The organism is uncultured Bifidobacterium sp., assembly GCF_959020155.1.
Classification (GTDB): Bacteria; Actinomycetota; Actinomycetes; order Actinomycetales; family Bifidobacteriaceae; genus Bifidobacterium.
The window spans coordinates 1-25765 of the sequence record NZ_CAUERC010000012.1 but is presented as its reverse complement, the minus strand read 5'-3'; the positions used below and the strand labels follow the sequence as shown (position 1 = coordinate 25765).

General features: G+C 59.8%; 32 protein-coding genes. 13 read left to right on the top strand and 19 right to left on the bottom strand.

The annotated features are described in order from the left end of the window. The first annotated feature begins 5 nt into the window (after positions 1-5). From pyrE to Q5H31_RS04735, 3 genes are all read left to right on the top strand, one after another. A complete protein-coding gene (gene pyrE / locus Q5H31_RS04745; protein WP_007052229.1) occupies positions 6-701 on the top strand; it encodes an orotate phosphoribosyltransferase in 696 nt (231 codons plus the stop codon). 108 nt (positions 702-809) lie between these two features. Beyond that, on the top strand, positions 810-962 hold the full coding sequence (locus tag Q5H31_RS04740; RefSeq protein WP_007054223.1) for a hypothetical protein: 153 nt from the start codon (positions 810-812) through the stop codon (positions 960-962). A gap of 214 nt (positions 963-1176) precedes the next feature. After that, positions 1177-2298, top strand: coding sequence for a DUF2974 domain-containing protein (locus tag Q5H31_RS04735; protein ID WP_060662159.1), 1122 nt, complete (start codon positions 1177-1179; stop codon positions 2296-2298). Between the two features lie 154 nt (positions 2299-2452). On the opposite strand, the gene Q5H31_RS04730 is transcribed toward Q5H31_RS04735, so the two are convergent. The 6 genes from Q5H31_RS04730 to Q5H31_RS04705 form a co-directional block, all read right to left on the bottom strand. After that, positions 2453-3376: a LysR family transcriptional regulator gene (locus Q5H31_RS04730; protein WP_007052232.1), complete on the bottom strand. Its 924-nt coding sequence runs from the start codon at positions 3374-3376 to the stop codon at positions 2453-2455. Positions 3377-3477: 101 nt separating this feature from the next. After that, positions 3478-4107, bottom strand: coding sequence for an HAD family phosphatase (locus Q5H31_RS04725; protein ID WP_007056272.1), 630 nt, complete (start codon positions 4105-4107; stop codon positions 3478-3480). A gap of 101 nt (positions 4108-4208) precedes the next feature. Next, positions 4209-5972, bottom strand: coding sequence for a bifunctional ADP-dependent NAD(P)H-hydrate dehydratase/NAD(P)H-hydrate epimerase (locus Q5H31_RS04720; protein ID WP_007052234.1), 1764 nt, complete (start codon positions 5970-5972; stop codon positions 4209-4211). Positions 5973-6011: 39 nt separating this feature from the next. Next, positions 6012-7202: a pyridoxal phosphate-dependent aminotransferase gene (locus Q5H31_RS04715; protein WP_007052235.1), complete on the bottom strand. Its 1191-nt coding sequence runs from the start codon at positions 7200-7202 to the stop codon at positions 6012-6014. 371 nt (positions 7203-7573) lie between these two features. After that, complete coding sequence (gene rhuM, locus Q5H31_RS04710; RefSeq protein WP_131227746.1) at positions 7574-8263, bottom strand: virulence RhuM family protein; 690 nt, start codon at positions 8261-8263, stop codon at positions 7574-7576. A gap of 55 nt (positions 8264-8318) precedes the next feature. Continuing rightward, on the bottom strand, positions 8319-9275 hold the full coding sequence (locus Q5H31_RS04705; RefSeq protein ID WP_007056248.1) for a hypothetical protein: 957 nt from the start codon (positions 9273-9275) through the stop codon (positions 8319-8321). A 320-nt stretch (positions 9276-9595) separates the two neighbouring features. On the opposite strand from Q5H31_RS04705, the gene Q5H31_RS04700 reads away from it, so the two are divergent. Then, entirely contained in the window at positions 9596-10024 is a 429-nt protein-coding gene (locus Q5H31_RS04700; RefSeq protein ID WP_007052245.1) for a hypothetical protein, read from the top strand. Between the two features lie 77 nt (positions 10025-10101). Further along, a complete protein-coding gene (gene lepB / locus Q5H31_RS04695) occupies positions 10102-10752 on the top strand; it encodes a signal peptidase I (protein WP_007056268.1) in 651 nt (216 codons plus the stop codon). Positions 10753-10956: 204 nt separating this feature from the next. Here the strand turns inward: lepB and Q5H31_RS04690 are convergent, their stop codons facing one another. The 3 genes from Q5H31_RS04690 to Q5H31_RS04680 form a co-directional block, all read right to left on the bottom strand. Beyond that, a complete protein-coding gene (locus Q5H31_RS04690; protein ID WP_007056992.1) occupies positions 10957-12531 on the bottom strand; it encodes an amino acid permease in 1575 nt (524 codons plus the stop codon). A gap of 320 nt (positions 12532-12851) precedes the next feature. Beyond that, positions 12852-13484, bottom strand: a complete 633-nt coding sequence (locus tag Q5H31_RS04685; RefSeq protein WP_007054235.1) for an MFS transporter — start codon at positions 13482-13484, stop codon at positions 12852-12854. Between the two features lie 31 nt (positions 13485-13515). Then, positions 13516-13671 carry a hypothetical protein gene (locus Q5H31_RS04680; protein ID WP_007056283.1) on the bottom strand — a complete coding sequence of 52 codons (156 nt, stop codon included), beginning with the start codon at positions 13669-13671 and terminating at the stop codon, positions 13516-13518. 7 nt (positions 13672-13678) lie between these two features. On the opposite strand from Q5H31_RS04680, the gene Q5H31_RS04675 reads away from it, so the two are divergent. From Q5H31_RS04675 to Q5H31_RS04660, 4 genes are all read left to right on the top strand, one after another. Then, the gene (locus tag Q5H31_RS04675; protein ID WP_007054237.1) at positions 13679-13900 is read left to right on the top strand and encodes a YidC/Oxa1 family membrane protein insertase; all 222 of its coding nucleotides are present in this window, start codon (positions 13679-13681) and stop codon (positions 13898-13900) included. Beyond that, complete coding sequence (locus Q5H31_RS04670) at positions 13885-14574, top strand: YidC/Oxa1 family membrane protein insertase (protein ID WP_307781455.1); 690 nt, start codon at positions 13885-13887, stop codon at positions 14572-14574. Before Q5H31_RS04675 ends, Q5H31_RS04670 begins: the two co-directional genes overlap by 16 nt. A gap of 101 nt (positions 14575-14675) precedes the next feature. Continuing rightward, positions 14676-15296, top strand: a complete 621-nt coding sequence (locus Q5H31_RS04665; RefSeq protein ID WP_007054239.1) for an NUDIX hydrolase N-terminal domain-containing protein — start codon at positions 14676-14678, stop codon at positions 15294-15296. Continuing rightward, a complete protein-coding gene (locus Q5H31_RS04660; protein WP_016507617.1) occupies positions 15289-15648 on the top strand; it encodes a carbon-nitrogen hydrolase family protein in 360 nt (119 codons plus the stop codon). Before Q5H31_RS04665 ends, Q5H31_RS04660 begins: the two co-directional genes overlap by 8 nt. 649 nt (positions 15649-16297) lie before the next feature. Here Q5H31_RS04660 and Q5H31_RS04655 read toward each other — a convergent pair. After that, a complete protein-coding gene (locus tag Q5H31_RS04655; RefSeq protein ID WP_041080539.1) occupies positions 16298-16591 on the bottom strand; it encodes a hypothetical protein in 294 nt (97 codons plus the stop codon). Positions 16592-16683: 92 nt separating this feature from the next. Then, on the bottom strand, positions 16684-17325 hold the full coding sequence (locus Q5H31_RS04650) for a hypothetical protein (protein ID WP_007056262.1): 642 nt from the start codon (positions 17323-17325) through the stop codon (positions 16684-16686). A gap of 213 nt (positions 17326-17538) precedes the next feature. Here Q5H31_RS04650 and Q5H31_RS04645 point away from each other — a divergent pair, with 213 nt between their 5' ends. Together Q5H31_RS04645 and Q5H31_RS04640 are read left to right on the top strand one after the other, a co-directional pair. After that, on the top strand, positions 17539-17718 hold the full coding sequence (locus tag Q5H31_RS04645; RefSeq protein ID WP_007056286.1) for an antitoxin VbhA family protein: 180 nt from the start codon (positions 17539-17541) through the stop codon (positions 17716-17718). Next, entirely contained in the window at positions 17715-18299 is a 585-nt protein-coding gene (locus Q5H31_RS04640; protein WP_007056278.1) for a Fic family protein, read from the top strand. The genes Q5H31_RS04645 and Q5H31_RS04640 overlap by 4 nt, the downstream gene beginning before the upstream one ends. A gap of 202 nt (positions 18300-18501) precedes the next feature. Here the strand turns inward: Q5H31_RS04640 and Q5H31_RS04635 are convergent, their stop codons facing one another. From Q5H31_RS04635 to Q5H31_RS04605, 7 genes are all read right to left on the bottom strand, one after another. Further along, positions 18502-18786 carry a hypothetical protein gene (locus tag Q5H31_RS04635; RefSeq protein WP_007056282.1) on the bottom strand — a complete coding sequence of 95 codons (285 nt, stop codon included), beginning with the start codon at positions 18784-18786 and terminating at the stop codon, positions 18502-18504. A 16-nt stretch (positions 18787-18802) separates the two neighbouring features. Next, a complete protein-coding gene (locus Q5H31_RS04630) occupies positions 18803-19138 on the bottom strand; it encodes a type II toxin-antitoxin system YafQ family toxin (protein WP_007056255.1) in 336 nt (111 codons plus the stop codon). A 3-nt stretch (positions 19139-19141) separates the two neighbouring features. After that, positions 19142-19411 carry a type II toxin-antitoxin system RelB/DinJ family antitoxin gene (locus tag Q5H31_RS04625; RefSeq protein ID WP_007056990.1) on the bottom strand — a complete coding sequence of 90 codons (270 nt, stop codon included), beginning with the start codon at positions 19409-19411 and terminating at the stop codon, positions 19142-19144. Positions 19412-19595: 184 nt separating this feature from the next. Continuing rightward, positions 19596-20765 (bottom strand): ABC transporter permease, encoded by a 1170-nt coding sequence (locus tag Q5H31_RS04620; protein WP_007056274.1) that lies wholly within the window; start codon positions 20763-20765, stop codon positions 19596-19598. Further along, positions 20762-21442: an ABC transporter ATP-binding protein gene (locus Q5H31_RS04615; RefSeq protein ID WP_003829413.1), complete on the bottom strand. Its 681-nt coding sequence runs from the start codon at positions 21440-21442 to the stop codon at positions 20762-20764. The genes Q5H31_RS04620 and Q5H31_RS04615 overlap by 4 nt, the downstream gene beginning before the upstream one ends. Further along, positions 21439-22329: a hypothetical protein gene (locus Q5H31_RS04610; protein WP_007056280.1), complete on the bottom strand. Its 891-nt coding sequence runs from the start codon at positions 22327-22329 to the stop codon at positions 21439-21441. Before Q5H31_RS04610 ends, Q5H31_RS04615 begins: the two co-directional genes overlap by 4 nt. Continuing rightward, a complete protein-coding gene (locus Q5H31_RS04605; protein ID WP_032685213.1) occupies positions 22326-22841 on the bottom strand; it encodes a hypothetical protein in 516 nt (171 codons plus the stop codon). Before Q5H31_RS04605 ends, Q5H31_RS04610 begins: the two co-directional genes overlap by 4 nt. Before the next feature lie 134 nt (positions 22842-22975). Between Q5H31_RS04605 and Q5H31_RS04600 the strand changes: the two genes are divergently transcribed. Next, positions 22976-23662, top strand: a complete 687-nt coding sequence (locus Q5H31_RS04600) for a response regulator transcription factor (RefSeq protein WP_013140734.1) — start codon at positions 22976-22978, stop codon at positions 23660-23662. Positions 23663-23727: 65 nt separating this feature from the next. Continuing rightward, on the top strand, positions 23728-24801 hold the full coding sequence (locus Q5H31_RS04595) for a histidine kinase (protein ID WP_007056270.1): 1074 nt from the start codon (positions 23728-23730) through the stop codon (positions 24799-24801). A 400-nt stretch (positions 24802-25201) separates the two neighbouring features. Here Q5H31_RS04595 and Q5H31_RS04590 read toward each other — a convergent pair whose 3' ends face one another. Beyond that, positions 25202-25570 (bottom strand): response regulator transcription factor, encoded by a 369-nt coding sequence (locus Q5H31_RS04590; protein WP_007058044.1) that lies wholly within the window; start codon positions 25568-25570, stop codon positions 25202-25204. Positions 25571-25765: the final 195 nt, after the last annotated feature.

Here is a 25765-nt window from a genome sequence, read left to right as displayed (position 1 = left end):
ACATCATGGCAGAAACACTCGCACATCGCTTCACTGAATTCCTGTTGGAATCCAACGCGCTGAAGTTCGGCGACTTCACGCTGAAGTCCGGCCGCAAGAGCCCGTACTTCATCAACGCCGGCGCCTTCGACGACGGCAAGAAGATCGCCGCGCTCGGCGCGTTCTACGCCGAAAAGATTAGCCAGGCCATCGTGCACAACACGATTCCCCGCAACATCGACACCGTGTTCGGCCCCGCCTACAAGGGCATTCCGCTGGCCGTGTCCACCGCGATCGCGCTGACCGCCGGCCACAACATGACCGTCGGATACACCTTCGACCGCAAGGAGAAGAAGGACCACGGCGACGGCGGCTGGATGGTTGGCACCCCGCTGACCGACGGCATGAAGGTGCTGCTCGTGGACGACGTGATGACCGCCGGCACCGCCGTGCGCGAAGTCATCCCCAAACTCAAGGCCGAGGCGAACGTCGAGGTCGTGGGTCTCGTGCTCTCCGTGGACCGCATGGAGAAGACCAAGGACTCCGACATGTCCGCCGTGAAGGCCGTGGAAGCCGAATTCGGCTTCCCGGTGCTCTCCATCGCCAACGTGCGCGAGATCTTCGACGCCGCCGCCAAGATGAAGAACCCCGACGGCACCCCGCTGCTCAGCCACGACATCCAGCAGCGCGCCGCCGCCTACCTTGAGGAATACGGCGCCTGATCGTCTTCAATCTAAAAACCAAAAGCGGGCTTGCGAGCCCGCTTTTTTTATTACGTTCCATGAACAGCAGCACCATATTAAGGCAAAAGCTTTGGCAAGGAGCGTGCTATGAACTGGTTAGTTGATATAGGGCTGTTTGCGCTCGTGGGGATATGCAGTTACTTCGGCATCGAGCATCATCTGGACAGCAAAGCGAACAAGTTGTCGCAAGGTAATGAAGAAGACCGCCGAGATGCTGATGCCCAAGTAGAAGCAGCATGAAAATGGCGGAATGACGTTGGGGTGACGCCGCTCATACTCGGGATATGACGGATGAACAGCCTCTTGAAACGGAGATAAATGTCTCCAGAAGGCCAAATCAGCTCCCTTGAAAGCGAGATAGGGTTCTAAACTCTGGGACCGACTCGCCTGTGATGAAAACCCGCTCGGCGTAGAATTACCGTAGGTTCGTTGCATTCGAACAAGGAAGGCCGCTATGGGGAACATCACCGACGATATTCGGCAACATTTCGACACTTTCGCCGAACTGCCGTTCACCGAGGCGGATAGCCTCGCTTTGTCCCAGTTGGCCTATGCTCGCATGCCGGATAACGTGCCGCGCTATCACGAGAATGCAGAGACCGCCGACGGCATGATCGCCACGGTTCCGATTCACGATTTGCTGCGTGCCGAATGCTATGACGACATGTTCGGCAAGGTGTGGTCGCCTTCGATGAATGTCGATCTGTTACGTGCGATGAGCGAGAGCCCACGTTGGAGGAACCTACGCGTGGGCGCATACGTGGACGAATTCGATGCCGAAACCACCAAGCAGTTCTCGGCCTGCGTGTTCGAACTGGGTAACGGCACGCTCTATGTGGCTTTTCGCGGTACCGACAGCTCAATCGTCGGGTGGAAAGAGGACTTCATGATGGCGTTCCGCCGCCCGGTCGCCTCGCAGGAGGCCGCCGCGCGTTATCTGACCGAGCTGGCTGGCCATTGGGCCGGGCCGATTATGGTCGGCGGCCATTCCAAAGGCGGCAATCTGGCGGTGTATGCGGCGGCCAATGTGCCTAGCGAGATTCAGGAACGTATCACGGTCGTATATTCGCACGATGGGCCTGGATTCGATAAGGCGTTCTTCGATGAGGACGGGTACGTACGCATTGCGTCGAAGATTCATAAATCGGTACCGGGCTCGTCGATCATCGGCATGCTGTTTGAGACTCGTGAGCATGTGGAAGACGGCTATACGGTGGTCAGCAGCGACGGTGCCAGCATCATGCAGCATTTCGCATTGCACTGGCAAGTCGATCATGGCCAATTCGTACAGGCTGATGGACTGACAAGTAGCGCGCAATACCTGGCACGCACGATCAACGGATGGATGGCAAAATACGACGACGAGCATCGCCGCAAGTTCATCGAAAACCTGTTTGCCATCTTCGAGGCTGGCGGATACGACACATTCGGCGACCTCACTTCGCATTTGACACAGTCACTGCCGATTATGCTCGCCGCGGCCCGCAACATTGATGTCGAAGATCGCGACGTGATGATTGAAGTGCTCAAAGGCTTCGCCGCGACAGCCGCCGCGTCGGTAATCTTGGCCAAGTAGTCGGAGGCCATCAAACTGGTTTTGCCAGTCAGTCTCAATAGCGCAAAAGCCGGCCCCTGAGATACTCAGGAGCCGGCCCTTACTTCCATTTCCCCAGCGGGGTTGGCTTAATCGCAGTATATCTCACTGCTGACCATGCCTGTTTTACTTACTCCTAATCAATGAGCTTGTAGCCGTGGTCGGAGACTACGGACTTGAGCTTGTCGAGATAGGTTTCGGCGGCCTTGGAGAGCTTGGAACGCTCGTTCGTGATCCAGCCGACCAACATCGTTTCGTCGGTGTCGAGCGGCACGGTGACGATCTTCTCGTTGTTGAGGTCGCCGTTGTCGATGCCGGTGCACACCGTGTAGCCGTTGAGGCCGATGATGAAGTTCAGGATCGTGGCGCGGTCGGTCACGTTGATCTGCTTGGGGGAGTACTCCGGCCAGACCGCTTCCTCATAGAAGTAGAACGAGCCTTCCTCGCCCTGCTCGTACTGGATGAACGGATAAGGTTTCAGGTCCTCCATGGTGATGACCTTCTTGGCGGCCAGCGGGTTGTTGCGCGAGATGAACACGTGCAGCGGCGCGCGGAAGAGCGGGTGGAATTCGAGGTGCTTCTCGCGCAGGAGCTTGCCGATCACGTCCTTGTTAAAATCGGACAGGTAGATGATGCCGATTTCGGACTGCATGTTGGCGACCTGGTTGATGATGTCGCGCGTGCGGGTCTCGCGGATGGTGAACTCGTATTCGTCGGACTTGATGGAGTTGATCATCTCCACGAACGCCTCGACGGCGAACATGTAGTGCTGGGTGGAGACCTGGCACAGCTGCTTGCGCGGTTTGGCATGCTTATAGCGCTCTTCGAGCAGGTCGGCCTGGTCGAGCACTTGGCGGGCGTAGGTCAGGAATTCCGCGCCGTCCACGGTCAGGGCGATGCCCTGCGAGGAGCGGGTGAAGATCTCGATGCCCAGCTCGTTCTCCAATTCCTTGACCGACGAGCTCAGGGCCGGCTGGGAGACGTACAGGGCATGGGAGGCCTCGTTCATCGAGCCGCACTCGACGATTTTGACGATGTATTTCAGCTGCAGCAGTGTCATAAAGTCTATTTATATCGCTAGGGATAGTCGCCACACGGCCGGTCACCGTCGTCAAGGACGGGTCCATAGACTTCAACTGCCGCGATGCAACGTTTGGCGACTTACAGACGTACGCCGAGTTCTGCGAGCGATTCGCGTGCCTGCAACGCGTTCTCGAAGAGGATGCCGTGGATGCCGACCTCGTTGGCGCCGACGATGTTCTTGGCGGTGTCGTCGAAGAACACGCAGCGCTCGGCCGTGAGGCCGAAACGGGTCAGGGCCAGCTCGTAGATGTCGGCGTTCGGCTTATGCATCTTCTCCACGCCGGAGACCACGGTGCCCTGCAACAGCTGTTCAAGGCGCGGGTACTTCTCGAAGGCCAGGTGGAAGGTCTCATGCGACCAGTTGGTCAGACCCCATACGCCGTAGCCGTGGGCCTTCAAATCCGCCAGCAGCTCGACCATGCCCGGAAGCGTGCGGGGCAGCGCGTCCGCGTAGTGGCCGATGTAGAACTTGAAGATGTCGGCGAGTTCCTGGCCTTGTTCGCGTACCACATCCGGGTAGATGTCCGCGAAATCCTCGCCGGTGTCCATGCGGTCCTCGTAGCGGAAGAAGCCGCAGGGGTCGTCGTCGGCGCAGATGCGTTCCACGATCTCATCGGGGAATCGGCCTTCCAGGCATGCGCGGGTGTTCCAGTCCAGCAGCACGCCGCAGAAGTCGAAAATCACGTCGGTGATGGGGGAGTTGGCCATGATGCTCCTTGTGTTGTTGGGGCCGTTGAGTGGGGTCTGCGATTTAGTATAGGGGGTTTCATACGTTGGCTCCCCTCTCTGAGGGGAGCCAACGTACGGAATCATGCGATGACGTCGGCGATGGCTTCGGGGATGGCGTGGGCCACGTCGCCGGCCACAATCGGGTGGCCGAGCGTCATGAAGCGCTGGCGATGCTCGCGGCCGATCAGTTCCGGCTCCTGCCAGCCTTGTTGCTCGGATTCGGAGGCGATCGCCGCCGCCAGGCCATGCAGGTAGGCGGCCGAGGCCACGGTCTCGCCCGTGGTGGCCACGTCATCCTGCTGGGCGAGCAGGGCGCCGGTCAGACCGGCCAGCACGTCGCCCGCGCCGGCGGTGCCCAGCCAGGCCGGTGCGCTACCCGACGCATAGACGTGGTCCTCATCCACCACGATGGTCACCGCGCCCTTCAACAATACGGTGGCGCCGGTGAGCTCGTGGGCACGCTTCGCGCTGGCCAACGGGTTCAACCGCACGTCGTCGGCGGTGTACGGCTCGTGCGAATCGGCATGCTCCGCGGTGCTGGCGGCGGTTTCGAACCGGTTGAGCAGTTTCGCCATCTCGCCGGCATGTGGCGTGATCACCACCTGGCCGGGCACACGCTCCGGCAGCAGGTCGAGTGCGCCGGCATCCACCACGATTGGCGGCATGTCGTAGGCGTCCTTGTTCTCATCCTCGCTGCCGAGCGCGTAATGCTTGAGCAATGCGGCGATGGTGTCCCGCTGCATATCGCCGTCGGTGCCCTCGACGCTAGCCTCGGGCACGCCGGACCCCACGACCCAGGACTGCACATGTCCCTTGCCGATCACGGCTTCCGGCAGTGCGGCGAGCACCATGTTCTGCGCGCGCTCCGGGCCCAGATACCGGACCATGCCGGTGTTCGCGCGGGCGGCGGCGCTGGCGGTGAGCACGGCGGCACCGGGGTAGCGCTGCGAGCCGGTCACCAGACCAACCACGCCCCGGGAGTATTTGGAATCCTCGAACCTGGGGAGACGGACCGCGTCGGACGCGAACGAATTATCCACCACCTCGACGTCCGGATCCTTGTCGTCGATATCGAATCCGAAATCGAGCAACTCGATACGGCCGCAGGCGAACGTGGCGGGCGGCAGCACCGCGCACGGCTTCATCGCGCCGAACGTGACCGTGACCGTGGCCGGAATGTACGGGCCGGGCAGAGAACCATCGTTCACACCGACGCCGGATGGCGTATCCACGGCAAGTACCAGCGGAAAATCGCCTGACGACTCACGGTTTGGCAGGGCGGGCTCATCGGGAGCCTCGCCGTCGAGACCAAGGGCGGAGGCGAGCGCGGCGGGGATGCCGCGTAGCGAGCCTTGGATGCCGATGCCGGTCATCGCGTCGATGATCAGATGCGATTTCCTGGCCACGGCGATGGCGGTCTGCAATCGCTCGCCGGCCTCACCGGCGGAAAACCCGGACGCGCAACCGGGAATATCAGCCGCGGGATCAAGCACCAGCACCTTGCCTCCGGCGCGCACGAATGAGGCGAATCCGGCCTCATGCAACGACCGGCCCACGGCGATGGCGGTGACGTTCGCGCCCTCCTGGGCCAGCGCGGCGGCCGCGAACAGACCATCGCCACCATTGTCTCCGGCCCCGGCCAGCAGCACGATCGACGTGTCCTCCAGCGCCAGATCCTCGTCGTCCAGCATACCGGCCGCCATGTGGGCCGCGGCCTGGGCGGCCATGCGCATCAGCGGCACGCCTTTGTCCAGCAGGGGTCGCTCCATGGCCCGGACCGTATCGGAGTCATAGGCGCTGTGCAGCAGCAGTTCGCGACGATCGGCGTCTTCGGTGTATTCCATGGCAACCCCTTTCTTGTGTTTGTTACTTGCGGTCCGTGTTTACAGGCCGTACACCTCGTGGGCGAACTTTTCGAACACGGGGATCGAGCGCTTGACCTTCTCCGTGTCGATGCAGTAGGCCATGCGGAAGTATCCGGGCACGCCGAAGCTGTCGGACGGCACAAGAATCAGGTCGTATTCCTTGGCCTTCATGCAGAACGCCACGGCGTCGTCCTCCAGCGCCTTGGGGAAGATGTAGAACGTGCCGCCGGGGCGTACCACGTCGAAGCCGATGCCGGTCAGCGCATCGTAGAGCAGGTTCATGTTCGTCTCGTAGACGTTGAGATCGGCGGTCTGGTCGATGACCTTGGCCACGCCCAGCTGAATCGAGCTCGGCGGGCAGTTGTGGCCGGTGCCGCGCGAGATCTGGCCCATCATGGGCACGAGCAGGTCGGCGTCGGTGGCTGTGGGATTCACCGCGACATAGCCGATGCGTTCGCCAGGCAGGCTCAGCGACTTCGACCACGAGTAGCAGGTCAGCGAGTTCGCGTAGAAGCTGGCCGGGTAGGGCTGGGTGGCGCCGTCGAACACGATTTCGCGGTACGGTTCGTCGCTGATCAGGAAGATATCGTGGCCGTATTCGACCTGCTTGGCGGTCAGGATCGCGGCCAGACGCTTGAGCGTGTCCGCTGAATACACCGCGCCGGACGGGTTGTTCGGGGTGTTGATAAGCACGACCTGCACGTTCGGGTTAAGTGCAGCCTCGAATGCGTCGAAGTTGATTTGGAAGTTCTCGGTGTCGGCCGGCACGATGGTCAGCTTGGCGCCGGCGCCCTTGACGTACGGCTGGTATTCGGGGAAGTAGGGGGCGAAGGTGATGATCTCATCGCCCGGCTTGGTCACCGCACGCATCGCGTGGGACAGCGCGCCCGCCGCGCCCGTGGTCGGGAAGATGTGGTTGCCGGTGTATGCCATGCCGAAACGTTCGTTGAGGTTTTCGGCGATCGCGTCCTTGACGGATGGGATACCGAGCGAGGGGGAGTAGCCGTGGATGGCCACCGGATCGCCGTTTTCGTAGAGGTCGACCATGGCGTCGGTGAAGGATTTCGGAGCCGGCACCGAGGGATTGCCAAGGCTGTAATCGAACACGTTCTGGTAGCCGATTTCGGCACCGCGGCTCGTGGCGTACTCGCTCAGCTCGCGAATCACGGACTTGCCGCCAAGCATGGCCTTGTATTCCTCATTGATCATGGCTGTTCTCCTCGCATGGTTGTACTGGTATGCACCACGCTACTACTATCGCGGCCGGTTTGCGCCATTTGCCGCGCCGTGCCTAAGCTGGCTGTTCTATTTGTTCTATTTGTTCTATTAACTGTCGAAACCGCGGAATAACGCCGATTTCCGCTACAGCTCCATGATTATCCACAACCGTTCATAGCGAGCGCTGTGGGACGGCGGGCGGAAAACGGCCGAATCCGCGTGCCGTCCCACACCTCGTGCAATCCACGTTTCGGGAAAGCACCACCGTAAGACCGGCGCGCATCCGCATCCACGACAGGAGCCTTACCGGCCGTAATCCCGCACTCGATTATTTTTTCTGACAGGGAATCGAACCCGAAACACTAACCCATGCACGCCCCACCGCAAACAGCGAATAACCAAATGTATGCATTTTCGGCACCATGAGCGAAGGAGTTCGCAAACACAACAGTGATTGGCATATACGGCATCGACCGGATGAACAGCATCGCGTCCTCATAGGTCAAGACCCACTGGGACTCGTCGCCCTTGGGTATAGGGACATTGCCTGTGTCATAGTCGTTAAGCAGCACAAGACTCGGCAAATATCGTTCCAAGATCTCGGCGGTGCCAGCAATTTCCGGTTCGGTGGACCTCGATAGCACCTTGATGACGGCGTGAAGTGCGTCAAGCCGCTTGCGATTGATGGTATAACCATCAACGAGATGCTGCTTCAGAACTGAGTTGGCCCATCGCCGGAAATAGATGCCTTCCTTGGATTTGACGCGGTATCCGACCGACAGGATCATATCCAGGTTGTAATGCTCGACTTGGTATGTCTTACCGTCAGATGCAGTTGTCGCAAATTTTGCGACAACTGAAAATCCATTGAGCTCTTCCCTTAATGCATTGCCGACATGCTTGCCGATTGTTTTGATATCGCGGCCAAACAGCAAGGCCAATTGCTGTCTGTTAAGCCACACCGTGTCCTCGTCTACCTTCACATCGAGGTGCACGGTGTGGTCCGCGCTCTCATACAAAGCAATCTGCCGCTTCAGTTCCTCGCCAGTCATGAGATCGCCTTTCTTTTTTCGGGCGTCTGTAAATCATGTCGTTGTCGTCGCTAAATTATGCATCCAGTTTATCAGGGCAGTCGAACGTTTGTTCGATTACTGTATCTCTCATATTTGTATGACTTTCCCGGCTCCCGCCATCAATCACCAGTCGCAGGTAATCGCGGTCGGCGGACTTGCGGCGTGGCACGAAACGACTGATGATGGAGTCCTTCTTGCCGCGGTTCTTCACGTACAGGAAACCGAACACGGAGAACACGACCGCGCCGATGAAGTTGACGACCAGATCCTCCATCGTGTCGATCAGACCGATGTCGAGGTAGCCGCCGAGGCCCAGGTCTTGGCCATTGACCGTGACCTGGGTAATGTCGTTGATGCGAATCGCATGGTTGGTGTGCGTGGGGTCGAGCATCACCGAGCTGATGGAATGCACGATGGCGTCCTTCTGCATGTCGAACCCGAACAACTGGTCCATGCCGAATTCGAAGAACTCCCAGATCACGCCGATGGTCATGGAGAAGCAGAAGGACACGATCGCCAGATACAGGGGCGAAAGCTCGAACTTCACCCGGTCGGACCGGTTGAGCAGGTCGACCAGCGAGAAGCCGATCGCCGCAGCGAGGAAGCCGTTCATCGTATGCAACACCGTGTCCCAGAACGGGAAGATCTCATAGAACGAACTGATCTCGCCAAGAATCTCAGCCGAGAACACGAACACCAGCACGATGACTTCCAGCACCGAAGGCAGCTCGATGCGGAACTGCACCTGGATGAACGCCGGCGCCAACAGCAGCAGCAACGTCAGGATGCACAGGAACACATTTTCGTAGTCGCCGTTAAAGAACTGGAGTATTGCCATGGCGAGCACCAGCATGCGCAGCACCACATAGACCGCGAATGAGCTTTTGTGTTCGCGGATTTCCATGCCCACGGCTCGGCTCATGGTTTTCCAGCGTACGCGCCAGGACGGTTTGCGTTGTGCGTCGTGCTGTTGCGACTGTTTCCGGGTCATCCTTACCTCTTTCTCGCATTGTTCTCGCGCCAGTCTATCCGAACCTGCTCACAGGCAATCGGCAAGAACGGGCGATAGTCTGGCCGCACGAACCGAACGGAAACCGATACTGTCTCGATTGTGGGCCACGCGAATCATCCGACAATGCTCGATGAGGCCATTACGCCGGCTCCTCATAGCTACTGGTCGTAGGGCTGGCAATCATGGCCATGCCGGTAGTTTGGGCTATCGTGAGGTGTGCGAGATGGGCTTTGTGCCGGCTGGCAGCAAATCCAAGCAGCGAAACAACGGAATGAACGAAGCGAAAGGAACGGTATCTGATGACTCCGATTGAATTGTCAACCCGACGCCGGGTTACGGGACTGACTTCGGATGAGTTCGCCAGGCTGTTCGTCTCTTTGCAGCGTGAAGTGGACGGCGAAGCCGCGCATTGGAGCGCCACGGATGTCGAATCCTGGGAGCTGGTCGGCCCGCCGGTGACCGCCGAACAGCATCTCATCGACACGTTCGCCGCGGCCAACGAATTCGTGGCCACGCTTGCGGACCGCCTGTACCACACGATTATGCCAGTCACGGAAGAATCGGTCATCACCGCATACGCTGATGACCTCACATTCTGGGCATCGCATCCGGACCTTGGCGGAGTGCCGTGCGCATTATGGAACATCGCCGCACTGCAGGCGGCCGAATGGGCCCGCAAGGAAACCGGCATCGCCTGTGAACTGGACGTGCGCGAACCGCTGGTGTGACAGCTGAGCTCAAACATGCGTAGGTAACGGCATGGTTTGAGGACTATGGTGTTGCGTTATCGGTCGGAAAGGATGTGATGGTGGGGCGTCATAGCAAAAAAGCGCGTGGCCAGTCGAGGAGATATGCGCGAAAGCCCTCCGTTTGGAGCGAAATTCGCGGCTATCTGCTGACAGTGATCGCGGTGATGCTGGTCGTGTTGCTGGGACGTACCTTCGTGTTCAACGTATATGTGATTCCATCCCGCAGCATGGAAGACACGTTGCAAATCGGCGACCGCGTATTTGCCTCGCGATTGACTCCGAGACTCTTTACACTGCACCGTGGCGACATCATCGTGTTCAAAGATCCCGCAGACTGGATGGAGGGGGAGCAGCTTCCCACCAATCTGATGTCGATAATCGACAGCAATCGTTACCTAATCAAACGTGTCATCGGTCTGCCCGGCGATACCGTCGCCTGCAAGGGATCCGGGGAGCCCATCACGGTCAACGGCAAACCCATTGATGAAAGCGCTTATCTTAAGTCCGGCGTGAATCCAAGCGACAGCCCTTTTTCCGTAACCGTTACTGACAGCAACGTGTTCGTGCTTGGTGATAATCGCTCCAATTCCAGAGATTCTCGATACCATCTTGACGACGGCAACAATGGGCTAGTGCCATACGACGATATCCAAGGTGTGGCGTTGTTCCGCTTCTGGCCATTTACGAGAATCGGCATACTGAACTGAGTTTGGCGTGAATCCACGAGTTGATACGTGCCGCACGGTCCGGTGCATCCTGCAGCCGGACCGTTACCGGAACCCTCCCCCCCGAAATCTGACGACCCCCCTGTCTCACAGCTATCGTACAGCTCCGATACGGGAAACGTGCGGGTGATTCCATAACGACTACGTACTTCAGGAAGTGACGTGTATCACACTATGGTCATGTGTTCAGTCGCGCGCGACCCAAAGCGTATCGAGGTCGTCGGCCTCGGTCGCCTTTTTGCGCTTGCGTACCCACTGTTGCAGGAAATACGCCCCATAGCAGGCCACGATGAACACGAGCTCGGCCACGAGCGCGAACCGTTGCTCCACGTCGAAAATCACCAATACGAACGATGCGGTGCACAGGATGAACGCCGCCCAAGACACGTACGGATAGCCGGGCGTGCGGTATTTGAGTTCGCTGGTGGAATGGCCGGACTCCAGCCAACGGCGACGGAACACGATCTGGCAGTAGGCGATGGCGATCCACACCACCACGGCGGACAGGCCGGAAAGCGCCACCAGCACCAGGTACACAGTCGAGGCGGCGATCACGGAAGACAGGAGCGCCAGCAGGCCACCGGCCATCGCGGCGCACAAGGCGAGCATCGGCACGCCGCGACGGTTCGTTTTGGCGAACCAGCGCGGAATCATGCCTTCGTTGCCCATCGACCACACCATGCGCGTGGAGGCGTACAGGCCGGAATTCGAGGCGGAGAGCACGGCCGTGAGCACCACGAAGTTCATGATGTCTCCCGCATAGGGGATGCCTATGCCGTTGAACACGAGCACGAACGGGCTTTCGCCCACGCCGGCCTTGCGCCACGGGATCAGCGCGCACATCACGGTGATTGAGCCGATGAAGAAGAGCACCAGACGCCACAGGGTGGTGTGGATGGCTTTCGGCACGGCGGTTTGCGGGTCCCTCGTCTCACCGGCGGTCACGCCGATGAGTTCGGTGCCGGAGAACGCGAAGTTGACGGTCAGAATCGTGGCGAACACCGGCATGAAGCCGTTGGGGAAGACGCCGTCCTTGATGAGATTGACGAACATCGGGGCATGTTGGTAGCCGGCGACCGGGATGACGCCGAAGATGGCGAGCGATCCGATGACGATGAACGCGCAGATGGCGAACACCTTGATCGAGGCGAACCAGAATTCCGCTTCGGCGAAGAGCCGCACCGACAAGGCGTTTAAGGTGAAGATGAGAATGATGCACGCCGCGCTCCACACCCATGTGGGGCTGTCCGGGAACCAGCGTTGCATGAGCAGGCCGGCGGCGGTGAATTCGGAGCCGAGCGCCACCGTCCAGGTGAGCCAATACTGGATTGCGATCACGAAGCCGGTGCCAGGGCCGATGAACTTCTCGGCATACACATGGAAGGAGCCGGTCACCGGCATGGCCACGGACAGTTCGCCGAGCGTGAGCATGACCAGGTAGACGATCAGCGCGCCGATGCTGTATGCCAGGATCGTGCCGATGGGGCCCGCCTGCTGGATGGTGTATCCGGAGCTCAGGAACAGGCCGGTGCCGATCACGCCGCCTAATGAGATCATCTGCAGGTGGCGGGATTCCATGCCGCGCTTCAGGTTGGTATGTAGGGCGTGCTCGTCTTTGCCATCATGTGACGACTCGGACTGGCTGGTTTGCGCTGGTTGATTCATCTGTTCCGAATGGCTTCGACGGCCATCCGTCTGAATCTGCGGTTCCTGTTGCGAGGACGGCGACTGTGCCGCCGTGTCGGTGTCGGGCTGACTCATGTTTCTCTCTTTGCCATGCGTGCGTTCCATAGGCGTCGTCGTGACGGCCCGGAATAGTATACCCGCACCGAGGATATAGCTGCGCTGCATGATGCTGAGTCAAAATCAGCTTCAAGGGGCTGATTTGGCGTTTGCCGGAGGTCTACTTCCGTTTCAAGGGGCTGGTCAACTGGCGGAACGCAGATAGAAATGGCATTGTTCTATCGCTATTCCGCCGTTTTTAACCAGTGGCTACTTTGGCATCAGCCCCTTGAAACGGAAGTAGATGTTCCGCAAAGTCAAAATCAGCCCCTTGAAACGGAGATAGGCACTCGCAGCGGCTACTTCACCTTCTGGATACGCAGCACGAACACGGCAGCGCACACGGCCATGACGATGGAGATGGCGAACGCCGGCGTGTAGGTGCCGGTCGTGGTCTTGACCACGGAGGTGATGGTGGGACCGACTGCTTGGCCGAGCGTGGTGGCCAGGTTGAGGATGCCGAGGCCCTTACCGGCCTCTTCCTTGTTCGGCAGCACGTCGACGTTGAGCGCTTGGTCGATGGCTGAGTACACGCCGTAGCCGAAGCCGGCGATGCCCGCATACAGGTACATGCCCGTGACGCTCGGCATGATCCACGGCATCGCGGTGCCAATCGCGAACAGCAGCGAGGCGATGATGACTGGTACCTTGTGCGTGTGCATCTTGTCGGAGATCGGGCCGGAGATCAGCGAAGCGGTCAGGGAAACGACCATGGTGATGATGGACATGGTGGCGATGGTGCCGGCAGCCTCGGTCTTGGTCTGGTGCACGTAATCCTCGACGATGTAGAGTTGGTACACGGAGATCATCTGGTAGCTGAGCAACATGCACACTCGGCAGCCGAACGCCTTGTAGAAGTCACGCGAGGTGGAGAACTTCGGGAAGTGGAAGGAGACAGCGAGATCCTTGAGCGTCATCTTGGTGCGTTCCATGTCCTTTGAGGATTCCTCGCGAGGTCAGATGTCAAGCGCCACGAATCCGGAAGCCCATGATCACGGCGCCGATGATGAAGCCGGCTTGCGCATTGTTGATCATGCGAGAGCCGATCATGGTGCCGATGGGCTGGCCGGTGACCATGCCGCCGCCGTAGAAGGAGTCGGTGCCGCACAGCTTAGGCATCGCGATTATGTGCCTCGTGCTCATCATCCGTATCTGTCTATTGCCTCTCTTCTTCTCCCAAATGCGCGCGACGCAGCGTATGCAGGTGCTCCAACCGCAAATCCAACGTATCCAACGCAAGTACGCCGCGCGTAAGGATCCGCGTTCCAAAGAAGCCATGCAACGTGAAATTATGGCTTTGCAGCAGCGGCATAACGCCAATCCGCTCGGTTCATACCTGCTTCGCTGATTCAGGCGCCGATTCTGTGCTCGCTGTTCTACACGCTGCAATCCCTGCCCGCAAGCGCCGCCGGGAATGCGGAACCGTTGAGCGGCATCGACCGCGTCATGGCGGGCGACATCGAATCATCGTCCATATTCGGCGTGCGCATCGCCGACTCGTTCGGCACGGTCGTCTCGCCGCAGTCGCACGTCGTCATCGGCGTGGCCGTGGCGTTGATGTGTCTGATGTTGTTCGCGATGCAGTGGCTGCTCATCCATCGCAATACGCCGAAGGACGCCATGGATTCACCGCAGTTCCGCACGCAGAAGCTGACCGCGTTTGTGTTCCCGGCCATCTACGTGGTGTCGGGCGGCACCTTGCCGTTCGGCGTGCTGCTGTACTGGCTGACCAATAACCTGTGGAACTTCGGCCAGACGCTCTGCCAACTGCGATGGTTTCCGGCGCCCGGATCCGAGGCGGGGAGCGCAAGGCCGAACGCGACCATGAGCGGGAGAACCGGCACCGCGCCGCCTCCGGATTGCCGTCTTTGGAAGAAGAGCGCGCGGCGGCCGCGCGTGAGGAGGCCCACGTGCGCCGCGAGCGTGAAAAGTCGGTCGCCAGCCGCAATCGCAGACAGCGCAAGAACGTGCAGCTCGCCAAGCGTTGATGGCACATGGGAGAGGTTACGGGGGATGCGCTGAGACCCTCGTCCCCGGAACGGTTCGAAGTGCTATACTGCTTGCACTACGCTGCGATGCCTGAGTGCAAACGGATCCAAGACCTTACGATGACAGGATGAACGATGATGGCCACGAACCGCACATTACTGGAACAGGCCCGAGAATTGCAGGCGCTGGCCCAGACCGGACTGATGTACTGCAAGGACCCCTTCGACCGGGAGCGCTACGAGCGTATCCGCGCGATGGCGGTCGACATGCTCTCCACGCAGGTTGATGCGCCGGCCGGACAGGTGAGTCGACTGCTCAGCGCCGGATATCCGACGCCGAAACTCGACACTCGTGCGGCCATCTTCGATGAAGAAGGCAGGATCCTCATGACGCATGAGAACAGCGGGGAATGGTCACTGCCCGGAGGCTGGGTCGACGAGAACCAGTCCATTCGGTCCAACGCCGTCAAGGAGGTCAAGGAGGAGACTGGGCTCGATGTGAGGGGCGAGCGACTCATCGCGGTGCAGGACTGCGCCAATCACAACGCGCTGACCTATCCGTACGGGGTGCTCAAGTTCTTCGTATTGTGCAGCCGCGCCGGCGGTTGGTTCTCGGCCAACATCGAAACGACGGAAATCCGCTACTTCGAGGAAGACCGGTTGCCGCGGCTTTCGGAAACAAGAAACACCGCGGAACAAATCGCCATGTGTTTTGCGGCCCACCGCGATCCCGACTGGATGACGCTATTTGAGTGAACCCCGTGAAGGCATCCGCACATGCGCGTTGCGCGGCGCCGCCTGGTCATCGTGCCGACGGCGAGCATCGGTTCCGAACACTGACGCCGAACCGTCGAAGCCGTTCCTGTGGAAAATCCGTGTCCAGGCCATGCAGAACCAGGTGGCCATCGTCATGTGCAACCGGGTCGGCAAGGAAGGCGATGTGACGTTCGCCGGCCAATCGGTGGTGGTGGACCCGTACGGCAACGTCGTCAGCAAGGCCGACGACCAAGAACAGTTGATTATCGCCGACATCGATCTCACACAGACCGCAGCAGCGCGCAAACAGCGGCCATTCCTGGAACTGCGACGACCCGAATGGTACGACTGAAGGGGCGAATGGGCAATAAGCAATGTCACGATTCGCCGCACCCATCAGCCGCATTCGTGCCGGCCTACAGATACATGACCATACGCAGATTGCAGCCAGCTGGTGCAAGGCGGGAATGTGAAGTCATTGTGCGTTTGCTTCGCGAAGCCGCGCAATGCCGGATTCAAAGCAGCTGCTCATCATTGCTATGGATGCGGGACTGAATGGTCACTTCTCTTGGACCGCCGGTCTCACTGGGAGCTAGCGCGTCACCGTCGTTGTTCCAGAAGCGCAATGCGCCTTGTCGGGTCTCATCGTTGACGGATAGCAAGAGATCTCCCTCAAATAGTGTGCGTGCTGTGCGATGCTCCGAACGAGCATCTTGATGTTCTGCACGAAGCATGAGGTTCCTGCCCCAACGATCCGGCATGCAGTCTTGAAAGATGCGATGCATCGCATTATGCTCGGCCGGGAACGTTCCGGGGGGAGAGGGGCATCTCTGGACAGAGGGATACTGCGTTTGAAGAGCGCATATAGGCCGTATCGTATGTGAAATGTGCCGATTCGATGCCGCGCCTGATACTGGTGAATAATTTCCCGACGGTGACGTCTGTGCCGTTGAACTGCAGGGTGACGATTGCTTCCATGATGTGTTGCGCCTCCTGCTGTACTATCGAATACGTTTTGGAGTGTCTTCGTCGGCGCGTAATTTGCCGATATCTGTGTTAAGAGGGTCCGTCGCTTGCTGTACGCCGTCCAGCAGTCCAAGCAGACGAGCAATGCGGAGGAAGTTCTCAAAGCTGCCATTACCCGTACGCAGCATTTTGGTGACCGTTGGCATGGATAATCCAGCCCGCTCGGCCAGCAAGGCTACGGGAATGCGCTGTTGTCTGCGCGCCAAATCGAGGTTGACGGATATCTGACGCATCGCCCGACTGACCGGGATTGGTGTGCGTGTCGGCATATTGGCACCTCCTATCCCAAATTTAAACATAAATTTGTATGGACTAGCCTTATGCGGAGGTTACGCCAATATACGACAAGAACGAACCAACGTCAGCCCGGAATCTTTTCGACGATGGTGTTCAAGGTGTCGAAAGTCTCATCGATTTGGTCCACTACCTGCTTGCCCTGGTTGACCATTTCGGTGATCTGTTCCGTGCGGGGTTGCGGCAGCGCATGAATCGACGTCTTGACGCGCTTCAAGACCGCACCGGCGTCGGACAGGTCCTGCTTGATGGAAGCGATTTTGGGAATGGAAAGCGTGCCGTCGGAGAAGTTCATGCCGGACAGCAGCTCTTCGATATTGAAGTCCACCAACGTGCCCTGCGCGGCACTGTCGATTTTGGGCAGGGCGTTGGTCGCGGCGTCGGCGGCCGCATCCAGCATGCCGCGCACCGCCTTCACGTCCGAACCGTAATACAGCACGTATTCGGCGGCCTGCCATAGCATGCCCTGGGTTTCGTCTCGCGCCGCGACGATGTGACTGCCAGCGCTGTCCATCTGCTCAAGCGCCTGCTTGAAGTCGCCCTGCCCGACGGATTGCTGTGCTTCAGCCGCATATTCGCCCGCCTGCTGCGCCTCGCCGATCACCCGTTGTACCGACTGCCAGAACAGCCAGCCGGAAACGCCCACCGCCAGCAGAATAGCGACCAGTATTGCAATAACAACAGTGCCGGTATGTTTGCGCTTAGCCATAAGACCAATGTACCTGCCACTCTGACCAGCGTCATTCACGGATTAGCATCATGGCCGGGGCCTCATTCTGGCTCATCGGTATGTTATTGGCGATGCGTAGTGGTGGTTATGCGAGTGTCTTTTGATTAGTGCATTCGCTTTTTCGGAACGGGATTGCCGATTCTGCAGGAACCTATTCCGGTAGGTATGATTGTTTGCAATGAGGAGGTTGACATGACGGAACAAGAGATACGTGCGATGAGAGTGGCGGAAGCCGTCCATTCTGCCCGTATGGAAGGCGGCGGTGTCACATCCTCGTTTTTTGCAGACGCGCGCGACTATATCGAAGAACAAATAGACGCACACGAATTGGTTAATCGTACACGTCGCCGATACGGTCTGGAATCCGTGTGATTGAACTGCCCGAAACCTTTGACACATATCTGATTCCCGGCACAAACGTACTGCGCAATCTTATCGGTGCCACAACCGTTACAGAACTTGAAGCGGCTGAAAACGATCTTGTATCTGCCAGAATGTTGGAATTCCAATCGAATCTTCCTGTCGCTCAAGGTACTTTGCGACAACTGCAGCAGATTCATCGACAATTATTTCAGGATATATACGACTGGGCCGGTCAAATCAGAACAGTAGATATCGTGAAGGGAAGCAGCCAGGTCTTTCAGCCTCTTGCATTTTTTGATGTTGGCGTGCAATACGCCGAACGAATCCTGGACCGGGACATCAAGACCGCCCGCACCCAGGAGGCGCAGAATCAAACCGCGACCGTGATGAACGCCATGCCGCTGTCCGGCTCGCTCGGGGCCATCCGCTCCGCGCTGGCCGGCGACCCGCGTTTCGCTGACCCGTGTGGTGAGGCGCTCTACGGCAGCAAGGCATGCGCCGACTTCGTTAACGAAGCCAAGAACATCCACGCACGGCAAATCGCCGAACAATTCGCGTCGGAACAGGGCGTGCGGGATCAGCCGAAATGAGGCGCGATCCTGCGTGAATATGCTGTCATGCGATTGCTTGACATGGCTGGTCTGCGAATGCATGTTTTACCGGTCGCCATCGATTGGAATGCTGACATCCAGCTGCCAGTGGGCTTGTCCGGCGCGGGTTTGGAAGGTGCCGCCGCGTGTTTCGATGATGGTCCGGTAGCGGTCGAGGCCGCTGCCCAGGCCGAGTCTCGTGTCATCGGATGCGATGGTGTCGCTGGCGGAGACGTGAATGGCGTCCGTGTCGAAGGTGACGCAGATGGCGCACCAATTCGCCCGGATCTGTGTGTTTGGCGATGTTCGCGTACAGTTCCGCCAGCAGGCCCGACAGCAGTCGCATGGTCTCCGGCGTGAGCGGCCGGTGTGGTTCGGCGAGCAGGTTGTCGCCGGTGAATCCCGGGGCTTCGAGTCTGGACTCCTCCTCGTCGATCAGCGATTGCAGACCGGCACGCTGCGCGGCGATGCCGGCTTCTGCGGGCACGGGCCGGCTGCCGCACTCAAATCGCCGTCGGCTGGTTCAAAGCAGGATGTAAACCCGCTATTTGCCCAAACAGTTCGTCATGGCTGCCGGTTCGCATGAACATGGCGGTACCATCATCGCGAATCCATAGAAGTAGCCAGTCGCCGGCATTGCCGATGTGGCATTCCAGTACGCCGTTTAAATCACCGGTAAGTGTGTGGGCGCGATGCCTACGCCTCAATACTTCCTTGGAGTCCGCCGTGTCCTCAAGAACCAGACGAATGACTTCTTTCAGCGGGCGTAAATCAGTGTGCTTGCGTTTGAGCTTCTTGATATCTCGCTGGAATGCCGCCGTGTAATCCGGTTTGAGCATTGATCAGATTCCCAACGAATCGAACATCTCATCGGCACTGTTGAAGCGAGGTTGGCCGTCGGCGAGCCTGTTCTTCGCCTCGTCAAGGGCCTCCATGGTTTCAGGCGGCACGATCGTATAGGAAAGGTTTAGGGGAATGCGCTTCTCCCGGACAATCTGCTTGTAGAAGGCGCGGGTGACCGAAGACAAGTCCAGACCGAGATCCTCGGCTATGTTTGCGGCTTTCTGCTTGGTGTCCGCATCCACGCGGACTGTGACGGATGCCATGCTCACATTAACCTCCACCATCATTACGTAAGACAATAGTATGTATTTGTATGCTAGTAGTCAACATTCTGCGGTTGCGACATCTCGACCATGGTACACATCCCGCAAGCGGATCGTTTACCGGATGCAATCGATGATCGGAATGCCGACCATCCAGCTGTCGGCGGGCTTGTCCAGAATGGCTTCTGGTTCATCGCAACGCCAGCGCGGGTTGCAGCCGTATGGCTTTGATGGCCGGGGCAAGAGAGCCGACAAGCGAGGTGACGATGGACGCACAGGCCGCAATCATCGCCGCCGTATATGGGTATGCGGGCGGTTCCAGCGGCGAGTCGGCGGGCATCATCCACGGAATTGCCCAGACCAGCACCGCGGAGATGAGCACCGCGGCGAAGGCGATGATGAGGCCGAGCAGCACGGACGAGCCGATGACCTGTATGGCTATGCTGGCTCTGGTCGCGCCCAGTGCGCGGCGGATGAGCAGCTCGTGCGAGCATTGCTCGATGCCGGCCAATCCGATGTTGATCATGCCGATGGCGGATACCGACAACAGTAATATCGCGGTGACGGTGACGCCGAGTTGGAGAAAACCGATGACCTGCTCGTAATCATCGGCGTTGTCGGAACGGTTCCATGACGATATGCTGCCGGTCTCGACGTCGGACAACAGATCGTCCAACACGGTTTTGGCGTGTTGATCGTCCACGCCTTCATTGGGATGGACGAGGATGGTCAGCCCATCCGGTTCCCAGGCTTGCGGCCAGTAGCGTTGCAGTGTGGTCGCGTTGACGTAGATGGTGGGTGTGTCCGTCCCGTCGGCGATGACACCGTTCACCCGTGCCGGCACCTGTTGCGGATTTCCTGTCCGGGCGAGTGCCACGGTGCCATCGTGCACGTATTGGCGGGCGCTTTCGTTGACTGCGGTTTCCAGCGTGGCGGGTTCGTCCGCTCCGGTCAGCCATGTGCCCTCGATGATGGGGGCGGGCATGATTCTTGTCCGTTCGGCGTCGGTGATGATGATGGTGACGCGGCGTATCTCCGTGTTGCCGTCATCGGACGACGCCCATATGGCGAGGTCGTTGAGGTGATATTGCGCCGATGCGATTCCCGGACGGAAATGCGCGAGGCGTTCCTGCAAAGCCGTGACGACTTGTATGTTCACCGATGATGGCACGTCGACGATGGCGCTATAGGTGGGTGACTTGCCTCCCAGTCGCGCGTTGACCGCTTCCAGATAGTCGCGTCCGAGCGTGCCGACGAGAACGCCGGCGATGAGGGCGATGATGCCGATGAACATCGACAGGGCGGTGAGGCTGGTACGCAACGGGTTGATGCGCAGATCCTTGGCGATCATGCGGATCACGACAGTCGCCCCCTGTCGATCGTCAGTCGGCGTTCGCATCGGGCGGCGAGCTGCGGGTCGTGCGTGACGAGGATGAGTGTGACCCCGAGTTCACGAACATGTCGGAACAGTATGTCGGCGACCATGTCGCCGGTTTCGGTGTCGAGCGCGCCGGTTGGCTCGTCGCAGATCAGCAGATCGGGATCGCCCACCAGCGCTCGGGCGATGGCCACGCGCTGCTGTTCGCCTCCCGACAGGCGCGACGGCATGCTGCACACCGTCCGGCTCCCGAGCCCGACGGTGTGCAGCATGCGCGAGGCTCGTCTTCTGATGACCCGCAGGGGGATGCCTCCCCGGTATTGCAATGGGAGTGCCACGTTCTCCCATGCGCTCAGATGCGGTATGAGGGAGTAGTTCTGGAACACGAAGCCGACATGCCGGCAGCGGAAGCGCGCCCGGTCGGCGTCGTTCCACGCGGCGCAGTCCCGCCCGTCATAGGAGAGCGTTCCGTCATAGTCGTTGTTGAGCAGCCCGACGATGGAGGCGAGACTGGTTTTGCCGGATCCTGATTTCCCGATGATGGCGGTGGACGTTCCCCTCTCGAACGATGCGCTGACATCGTCCACCGTCGTCAGGCGTTCGCCGTCGGGCAGCCGGACTTCGGCGCTCAGATGTTCCAACCGGATGAGTGTGCTCATGATTGCGCTCCCGGTGTGAGATTCGGAGCTGTCGCGGACACCATGTCACCTTCCTCGAGACCGTCGAGGATGATGATCGACGTGCCGTCCGATGCCCCCAACTTCACGTTCACGGTGGCGAACGAATCTCCGTCACGCCTGCTGACCTGGCCGGAGGCGAGCCTGCCGGCGACTGCGGTGACAGGCAGGATCAAGGCGTCCTCGACCGCAGTCGCGGTCAGTACCACGGTGGCGTTCTGCCCGGGACGCGCCTGCACGTCCTTTGGGAACAGGCATTGCAGTGTGCGAGTCGATTCCGTCCCATGCGCAGTCGTCGCCGATCCGGCCGTATCTTCCGCTGAAGAGGGCGGAGTGGCGACGCCGTCATTCACTACCGCGGCACAGTCCGTGGGCCCCTGCGCGTCGGTGATCTGGAATCGGCCCGTCAACGGCTGGTCCGGGTCTATGGTCGCCAGCAGCGCGGTCGCATCCACGCTGGCGCTCATGCCGCCATACCGTATCGAGAACAGCGGATAGTCCGCGGCCATGTCGTTGTCCTGCGCGACCGTTTCGATCACGCCGTCGACCGGAGCCGTGACCTGCTGATCGCCGACGGTACCCAACACGTCGCCCGCATGCACGTATGCTCCTTGATCAGTCGTGGAGTGGAACCAGCCTTTCGCCGGAGTCGTAAGCGAGAACACAGGAGCCACCTGCACGCCGGTGGAGGAAGAGGACAACGGCGTGATGCCGCCCCTACGCACCTCGACCGTGGATGCTGGCCGCTTCGCCGTGGAGGAGGCGTCGGACGATGGCGTCCGCGACGGCGAGCAAGCCGTCATCATCGCGCACATCGTCGTGGCCGTCACGCACGCCAACAGGCATTTGAACGGTGCGATCGCATTCATTTCGTCAGTCCGTTCTCATGCCGGTACCATGTGCAGTCCGTGGTGTAGAAGTCCCGCATGGTCGAATAGTCGCCGAGTTCGGATTTGCCGATCACATCGTTCTCGTATATGCCATCCTTGTCCTCGTAGTAGTTCTTGAACCAGTCGGTATCCAGCAGCTTGCGCAGCTGCTGGAGGGCGCCTCGGGCTGCTTCCGCGTTGGTCTGGCTGTTGTCGAGAATGTCGCGTTCCACCGAGCACTGCCAGTAGACATACGCCTGTCCTTCCCCACTTCCCTTGGCATACAGCGAGGACGCGGCCTGCGCCTTGGGTATATTCGCTGGAAACGCATCGCCGTTCATCAGTTCAAAGGGGAAATCCTCGACGGTCGCCTTGTATTCCTCGTTCGCCTGCTGCCAGGTCAGCATGCCGCCACTTCCCGAGGTGCCGCGGTTCGGAGTCGTCCCGCAACCGGACAGCAGCATCACTGCGGTCAGAATGGCGGCCCTGCGTCGTGTTCCCGATTTCATCATCATGCCCCTTCGGACGATTGCACAACTGTCGCCAACCATTAGCCCACAGACGGCGATCCGGGAGCAAAAGACTGTCATGCGCGCGCATGACAACGATACGTCGAGGAGCATGGGATGCGCATACGATGGGTGGCATGACAGACCTATCGGACTCGCATACCATCTCCATCGGGGTGCTGGACAACGATTCGCTCGCCCTCAACGCCATAGCCGTGATGACGAGCCGTCTCTCCCCGCGGTTCCACATCATCTGGAGCACCACGTCCCCGGCGATGGCATTGCAGCGCTGCATGACCCACGGCGCGCGACCCGACGTGCTGGTCGTCGACATGGCCTTGGGAGGCATCACCGGCGCGGACATATGCGCCAGAATCCGTCGGCGCACTCCGACGATCGGCTTGGTGTGCGTCACCTCCTATGACCTTGATCCATATCGGCAAGACGCGGTCGAGGCGGGCGCACAATGCCTGATAGCCAAAGATGACATCGTCAAAGAGCTCCCGCAGGCCATACGATGCGCGGCACAGGGCGAGCCCGTCCCCGGCACCGGATTCCCCACCGCACGGGAAGCCAATCGCAAACTCAACGAAGGACACGCGACCGAGGGCCGGCTGCCGGAAAACGACAAGCCATCGCTGTCCTCCAGGGAACGGGACGTACTGCGCCTCTACGCGCATGGATCATCCACCGACGAGATAGCCGCGCTCCTGAATGTCAGCAAGGGCAGCGTCTTCACCTACGTCAACAGGGCATGCCGCAAGCTCCATGCCGCCGACCGCAAGGAGGCCCTCGCCATATGCGCCCGATACGATCTGCTCTGAACCGTATACACCACCCAGCCATACTGGCCGCGGGGCTGGTCCTCGCAGTGGCGATCCCTGTAGAGATGGGCGTGTACTCATCCCAGAACCTGCTGTCATGGTCGACCATACGCATATCGCTGCTCGTCGCCGTCCTGTGCGCCATGCTCGGAGCGGCACCGGTATGGGCCGCCTGTCTGCTGTTCGCGGTCTCAGGATACGCGTTGCTGTGGCTGTTCTCGCCGTTGACGACCATCATGATCGCCGCACTGACCTCCATAGCGGTCCTCTCGTTCGTCAAACCCCGCCTTGGAGCCGCTTCCGCACTGGCGGCCCTCGCCGCCCTCGCCGCGAACAACATGCAGAACAACCTCACCTCGTCGAACATCGTAGGCATGATCATCATGTGCCTATGCCCATTGTCGCTGGGGTTCAGTCTCAACCTGCTGTTCGCCCAACGGCAGGCGACCGCGACACTCAGGCAACGACTCGACCGCGAACACACGGCGCGTCACCTGCACGATACCATCAGCAACGACCTCGCCTACATGATCCTGCGCATCGACCAGGCAAGCCGCAGTGATTGCCCCGCCGATCGGGAGCAATATCAGCGCCAACTCACCGATCTGCGCGCCATCGCCGAAACGGCGCTCGACCACACCCACCAGGTGATACGACAACTTGAACGCACCGACAAACCAGACGATCGCAGCCGCATCGTCAAAACAAATAACGACGACAAAACCGACAGGAAAATCGAACAGCAGCGTGAACGGCTTGACGGCATCATTCAATCGCAACGACGTCGCCTTGGCGGCCTCGGATTCCAAGGTGACGACATCCTCGGGACGTTCGACCATCCACTGGCGGACGACATCCTCGACCTTCTCGAAGGACTGCTCAACGAACTGTACGCGAACATCGCCAAGCACGCCGCCCCGCACGAATGGTACGCCGTCACGATCTCCTTCGACCGGCGGCACGTCATCATTTCGGCAAGCGACGTACTAAAGGACGAAGCGGTACGGCTCGGACTCGGCAGCGGCCTCAAGAGATACCGAACCGTTATCGAATCCATGTCCGGGACGTTCGACATCACCGATGATTCCGACAACTGGAACGCGAACATCACCATTCCATTGTCTGTAACACGCCGGTAAAGGGAATGACGGCCTCCAGCTGCCAGTGGGCTTGTTCGGTGTCCGGCTGGCTTGCGCTGGTGTGTGTTCTTCGAGCGAGTCGATGACCTCGTGCGTGTGGCCCATGGCCCGGCTGGCGGCGTCGCGCAATTCGTCGAGCTGTTGCTGGTATTCGTGTTCGTCGGCGGGCATGCCGTCGGTCCCGGCGTGACCATCGGGACATCCAGCATGAGGATTACGCCCGTGACAAGCGCCGGCCACAGGAACCGGTCCGGGCGGAACATGCCGCCGACCAGGCCGGCAAGCACAGCCAGAGCCAACATGATATCGCGCACGGTCGCGGTGCCGGGGACCCGTGCCGCCATCGAGAACACGTACTCCGCGAGCACCGCCACGTACAATACGGCGCAGGACGCCGCGATCACCGGATGCCCGGCATGCCGCAGGCCAAGCCGGTCGGAAAGCCGGGGCAGAGCAGATCGTATCTGGCGCATGCGTCCAGCACCTCCTTGCGGCTGGCGACTCCCAGCTTGTCGGCCACGCGGTGCACGTACGTGAACACGCTGCCCGTCCCGCCGCTCCTGCGACGGATGCGCCGGCACACGTCAGCGCCCGTGATTTTTCCCCCCAACGCCATATCCAACACCAGCGCATCCGGCCTGGTATGCGGGTTATGGCAATGCTCGATCGCCACCGCGGGCGAACCCGTGCCCCACATGACATGGAAGTCCTTGGATACGGCCGAGATCATCGCGCACATCGCATCCAGGGCGAACGGATCATTGTCCAATACGGGCGATACGGATCGACCGCGCCGCAGCCCCGGTCATGTCATCATGTCCCATGCCGCTCATCGTGGCCACGGTCGCAGCCGGACAAAACCTGCTATCATGCGATTACTTGACACGATGTTGCGCTTGCGGGCGCGAACGGGCCTGTCTCGTTAAGTGTGTAACTGGCGTTTTCATTGTTGTGTTCCCTCGCT

Excerpts from the sequence above, each read along its gene's own strand:
- pyrE (WP_007052229.1), top strand. The coding sequence starts at position 6 with ATGGCAGAAACACTCGCACATCGCTTCACTGAATTCCTGTTGGAATCC.
- Q5H31_RS04740 (WP_007054223.1), top strand. The coding sequence starts at position 810 with ATGAACTGGTTAGTTGATATAGGGCTGTTTGCGCTCGTGGGGATATGC.
- Q5H31_RS04735 (WP_060662159.1), top strand. The coding sequence starts at position 1,177 with ATGGGGAACATCACCGACGATATTCGGCAACATTTCGACACTTTCGCC.
- Q5H31_RS04730 (WP_007052232.1), bottom strand. The coding sequence starts at position 3,376 with ATGACACTGCTGCAGCTGAAATACATCGTCAAAATCGTCGAGTGCGGC.
- Q5H31_RS04725 (WP_007056272.1), bottom strand. The coding sequence starts at position 4,107 with ATGGCCAACTCCCCCATCACCGACGTGATTTTCGACTTCTGCGGCGTG.
- Q5H31_RS04720 (WP_007052234.1), bottom strand. The coding sequence starts at position 5,972 with ATGGAATACACCGAAGACGCCGATCGTCGCGAACTGCTGCTGCACAGC.
- Q5H31_RS04715 (WP_007052235.1), bottom strand. The coding sequence starts at position 7,202 with ATGATCAATGAGGAATACAAGGCCATGCTTGGCGGCAAGTCCGTGATT.
- rhuM (WP_131227746.1), bottom strand. The coding sequence starts at position 8,263 with ATGACTGGCGAGGAACTGAAGCGGCAGATTGCTTTGTATGAGAGCGCG.
- Q5H31_RS04705 (WP_007056248.1), bottom strand. The coding sequence starts at position 9,275 with ATGACCCGGAAACAGTCGCAACAGCACGACGCACAACGCAAACCGTCC.
- Q5H31_RS04700 (WP_007052245.1), top strand. The coding sequence starts at position 9,596 with ATGACTCCGATTGAATTGTCAACCCGACGCCGGGTTACGGGACTGACT.
- lepB (WP_007056268.1), top strand. The coding sequence starts at position 10,102 with ATGGTGGGGCGTCATAGCAAAAAAGCGCGTGGCCAGTCGAGGAGATAT.
- Q5H31_RS04690 (WP_007056992.1), bottom strand. The coding sequence starts at position 12,531 with ATGAGTCAGCCCGACACCGACACGGCGGCACAGTCGCCGTCCTCGCAA.
- Q5H31_RS04685 (WP_007054235.1), bottom strand. The coding sequence starts at position 13,484 with ATGGAACGCACCAAGATGACGCTCAAGGATCTCGCTGTCTCCTTCCAC.
- Q5H31_RS04680 (WP_007056283.1), bottom strand. The coding sequence starts at position 13,671 with ATGCCTAAGCTGTGCGGCACCGACTCCTTCTACGGCGGCGGCATGGTC.
- Q5H31_RS04675 (WP_007054237.1), top strand. The coding sequence starts at position 13,679 with ATGTGCCTCGTGCTCATCATCCGTATCTGTCTATTGCCTCTCTTCTTC.
- Q5H31_RS04665 (WP_007054239.1), top strand. The coding sequence starts at position 14,676 with ATGATGGCCACGAACCGCACATTACTGGAACAGGCCCGAGAATTGCAG.
- Q5H31_RS04655 (WP_041080539.1), bottom strand. The coding sequence starts at position 16,591 with ATGCCGACACGCACACCAATCCCGGTCAGTCGGGCGATGCGTCAGATA.
- Q5H31_RS04650 (WP_007056262.1), bottom strand. The coding sequence starts at position 17,325 with ATGGCTAAGCGCAAACATACCGGCACTGTTGTTATTGCAATACTGGTC.
- Q5H31_RS04645 (WP_007056286.1), top strand. The coding sequence starts at position 17,539 with ATGACGGAACAAGAGATACGTGCGATGAGAGTGGCGGAAGCCGTCCAT.
- Q5H31_RS04630 (WP_007056255.1), bottom strand. The coding sequence starts at position 19,138 with ATGCTCAAACCGGATTACACGGCGGCATTCCAGCGAGATATCAAGAAG.
- Q5H31_RS04615 (WP_003829413.1), bottom strand. The coding sequence starts at position 21,442 with ATGAGCACACTCATCCGGTTGGAACATCTGAGCGCCGAAGTCCGGCTG.
- Q5H31_RS04610 (WP_007056280.1), bottom strand. The coding sequence starts at position 22,329 with ATGAATGCGATCGCACCGTTCAAATGCCTGTTGGCGTGCGTGACGGCC.
- Q5H31_RS04605 (WP_032685213.1), bottom strand. The coding sequence starts at position 22,841 with ATGATGAAATCGGGAACACGACGCAGGGCCGCCATTCTGACCGCAGTG.
- Q5H31_RS04600 (WP_013140734.1), top strand. The coding sequence starts at position 22,976 with ATGACAGACCTATCGGACTCGCATACCATCTCCATCGGGGTGCTGGAC.
- Q5H31_RS04595 (WP_007056270.1), top strand. The coding sequence starts at position 23,728 with ATGGGCGTGTACTCATCCCAGAACCTGCTGTCATGGTCGACCATACGC.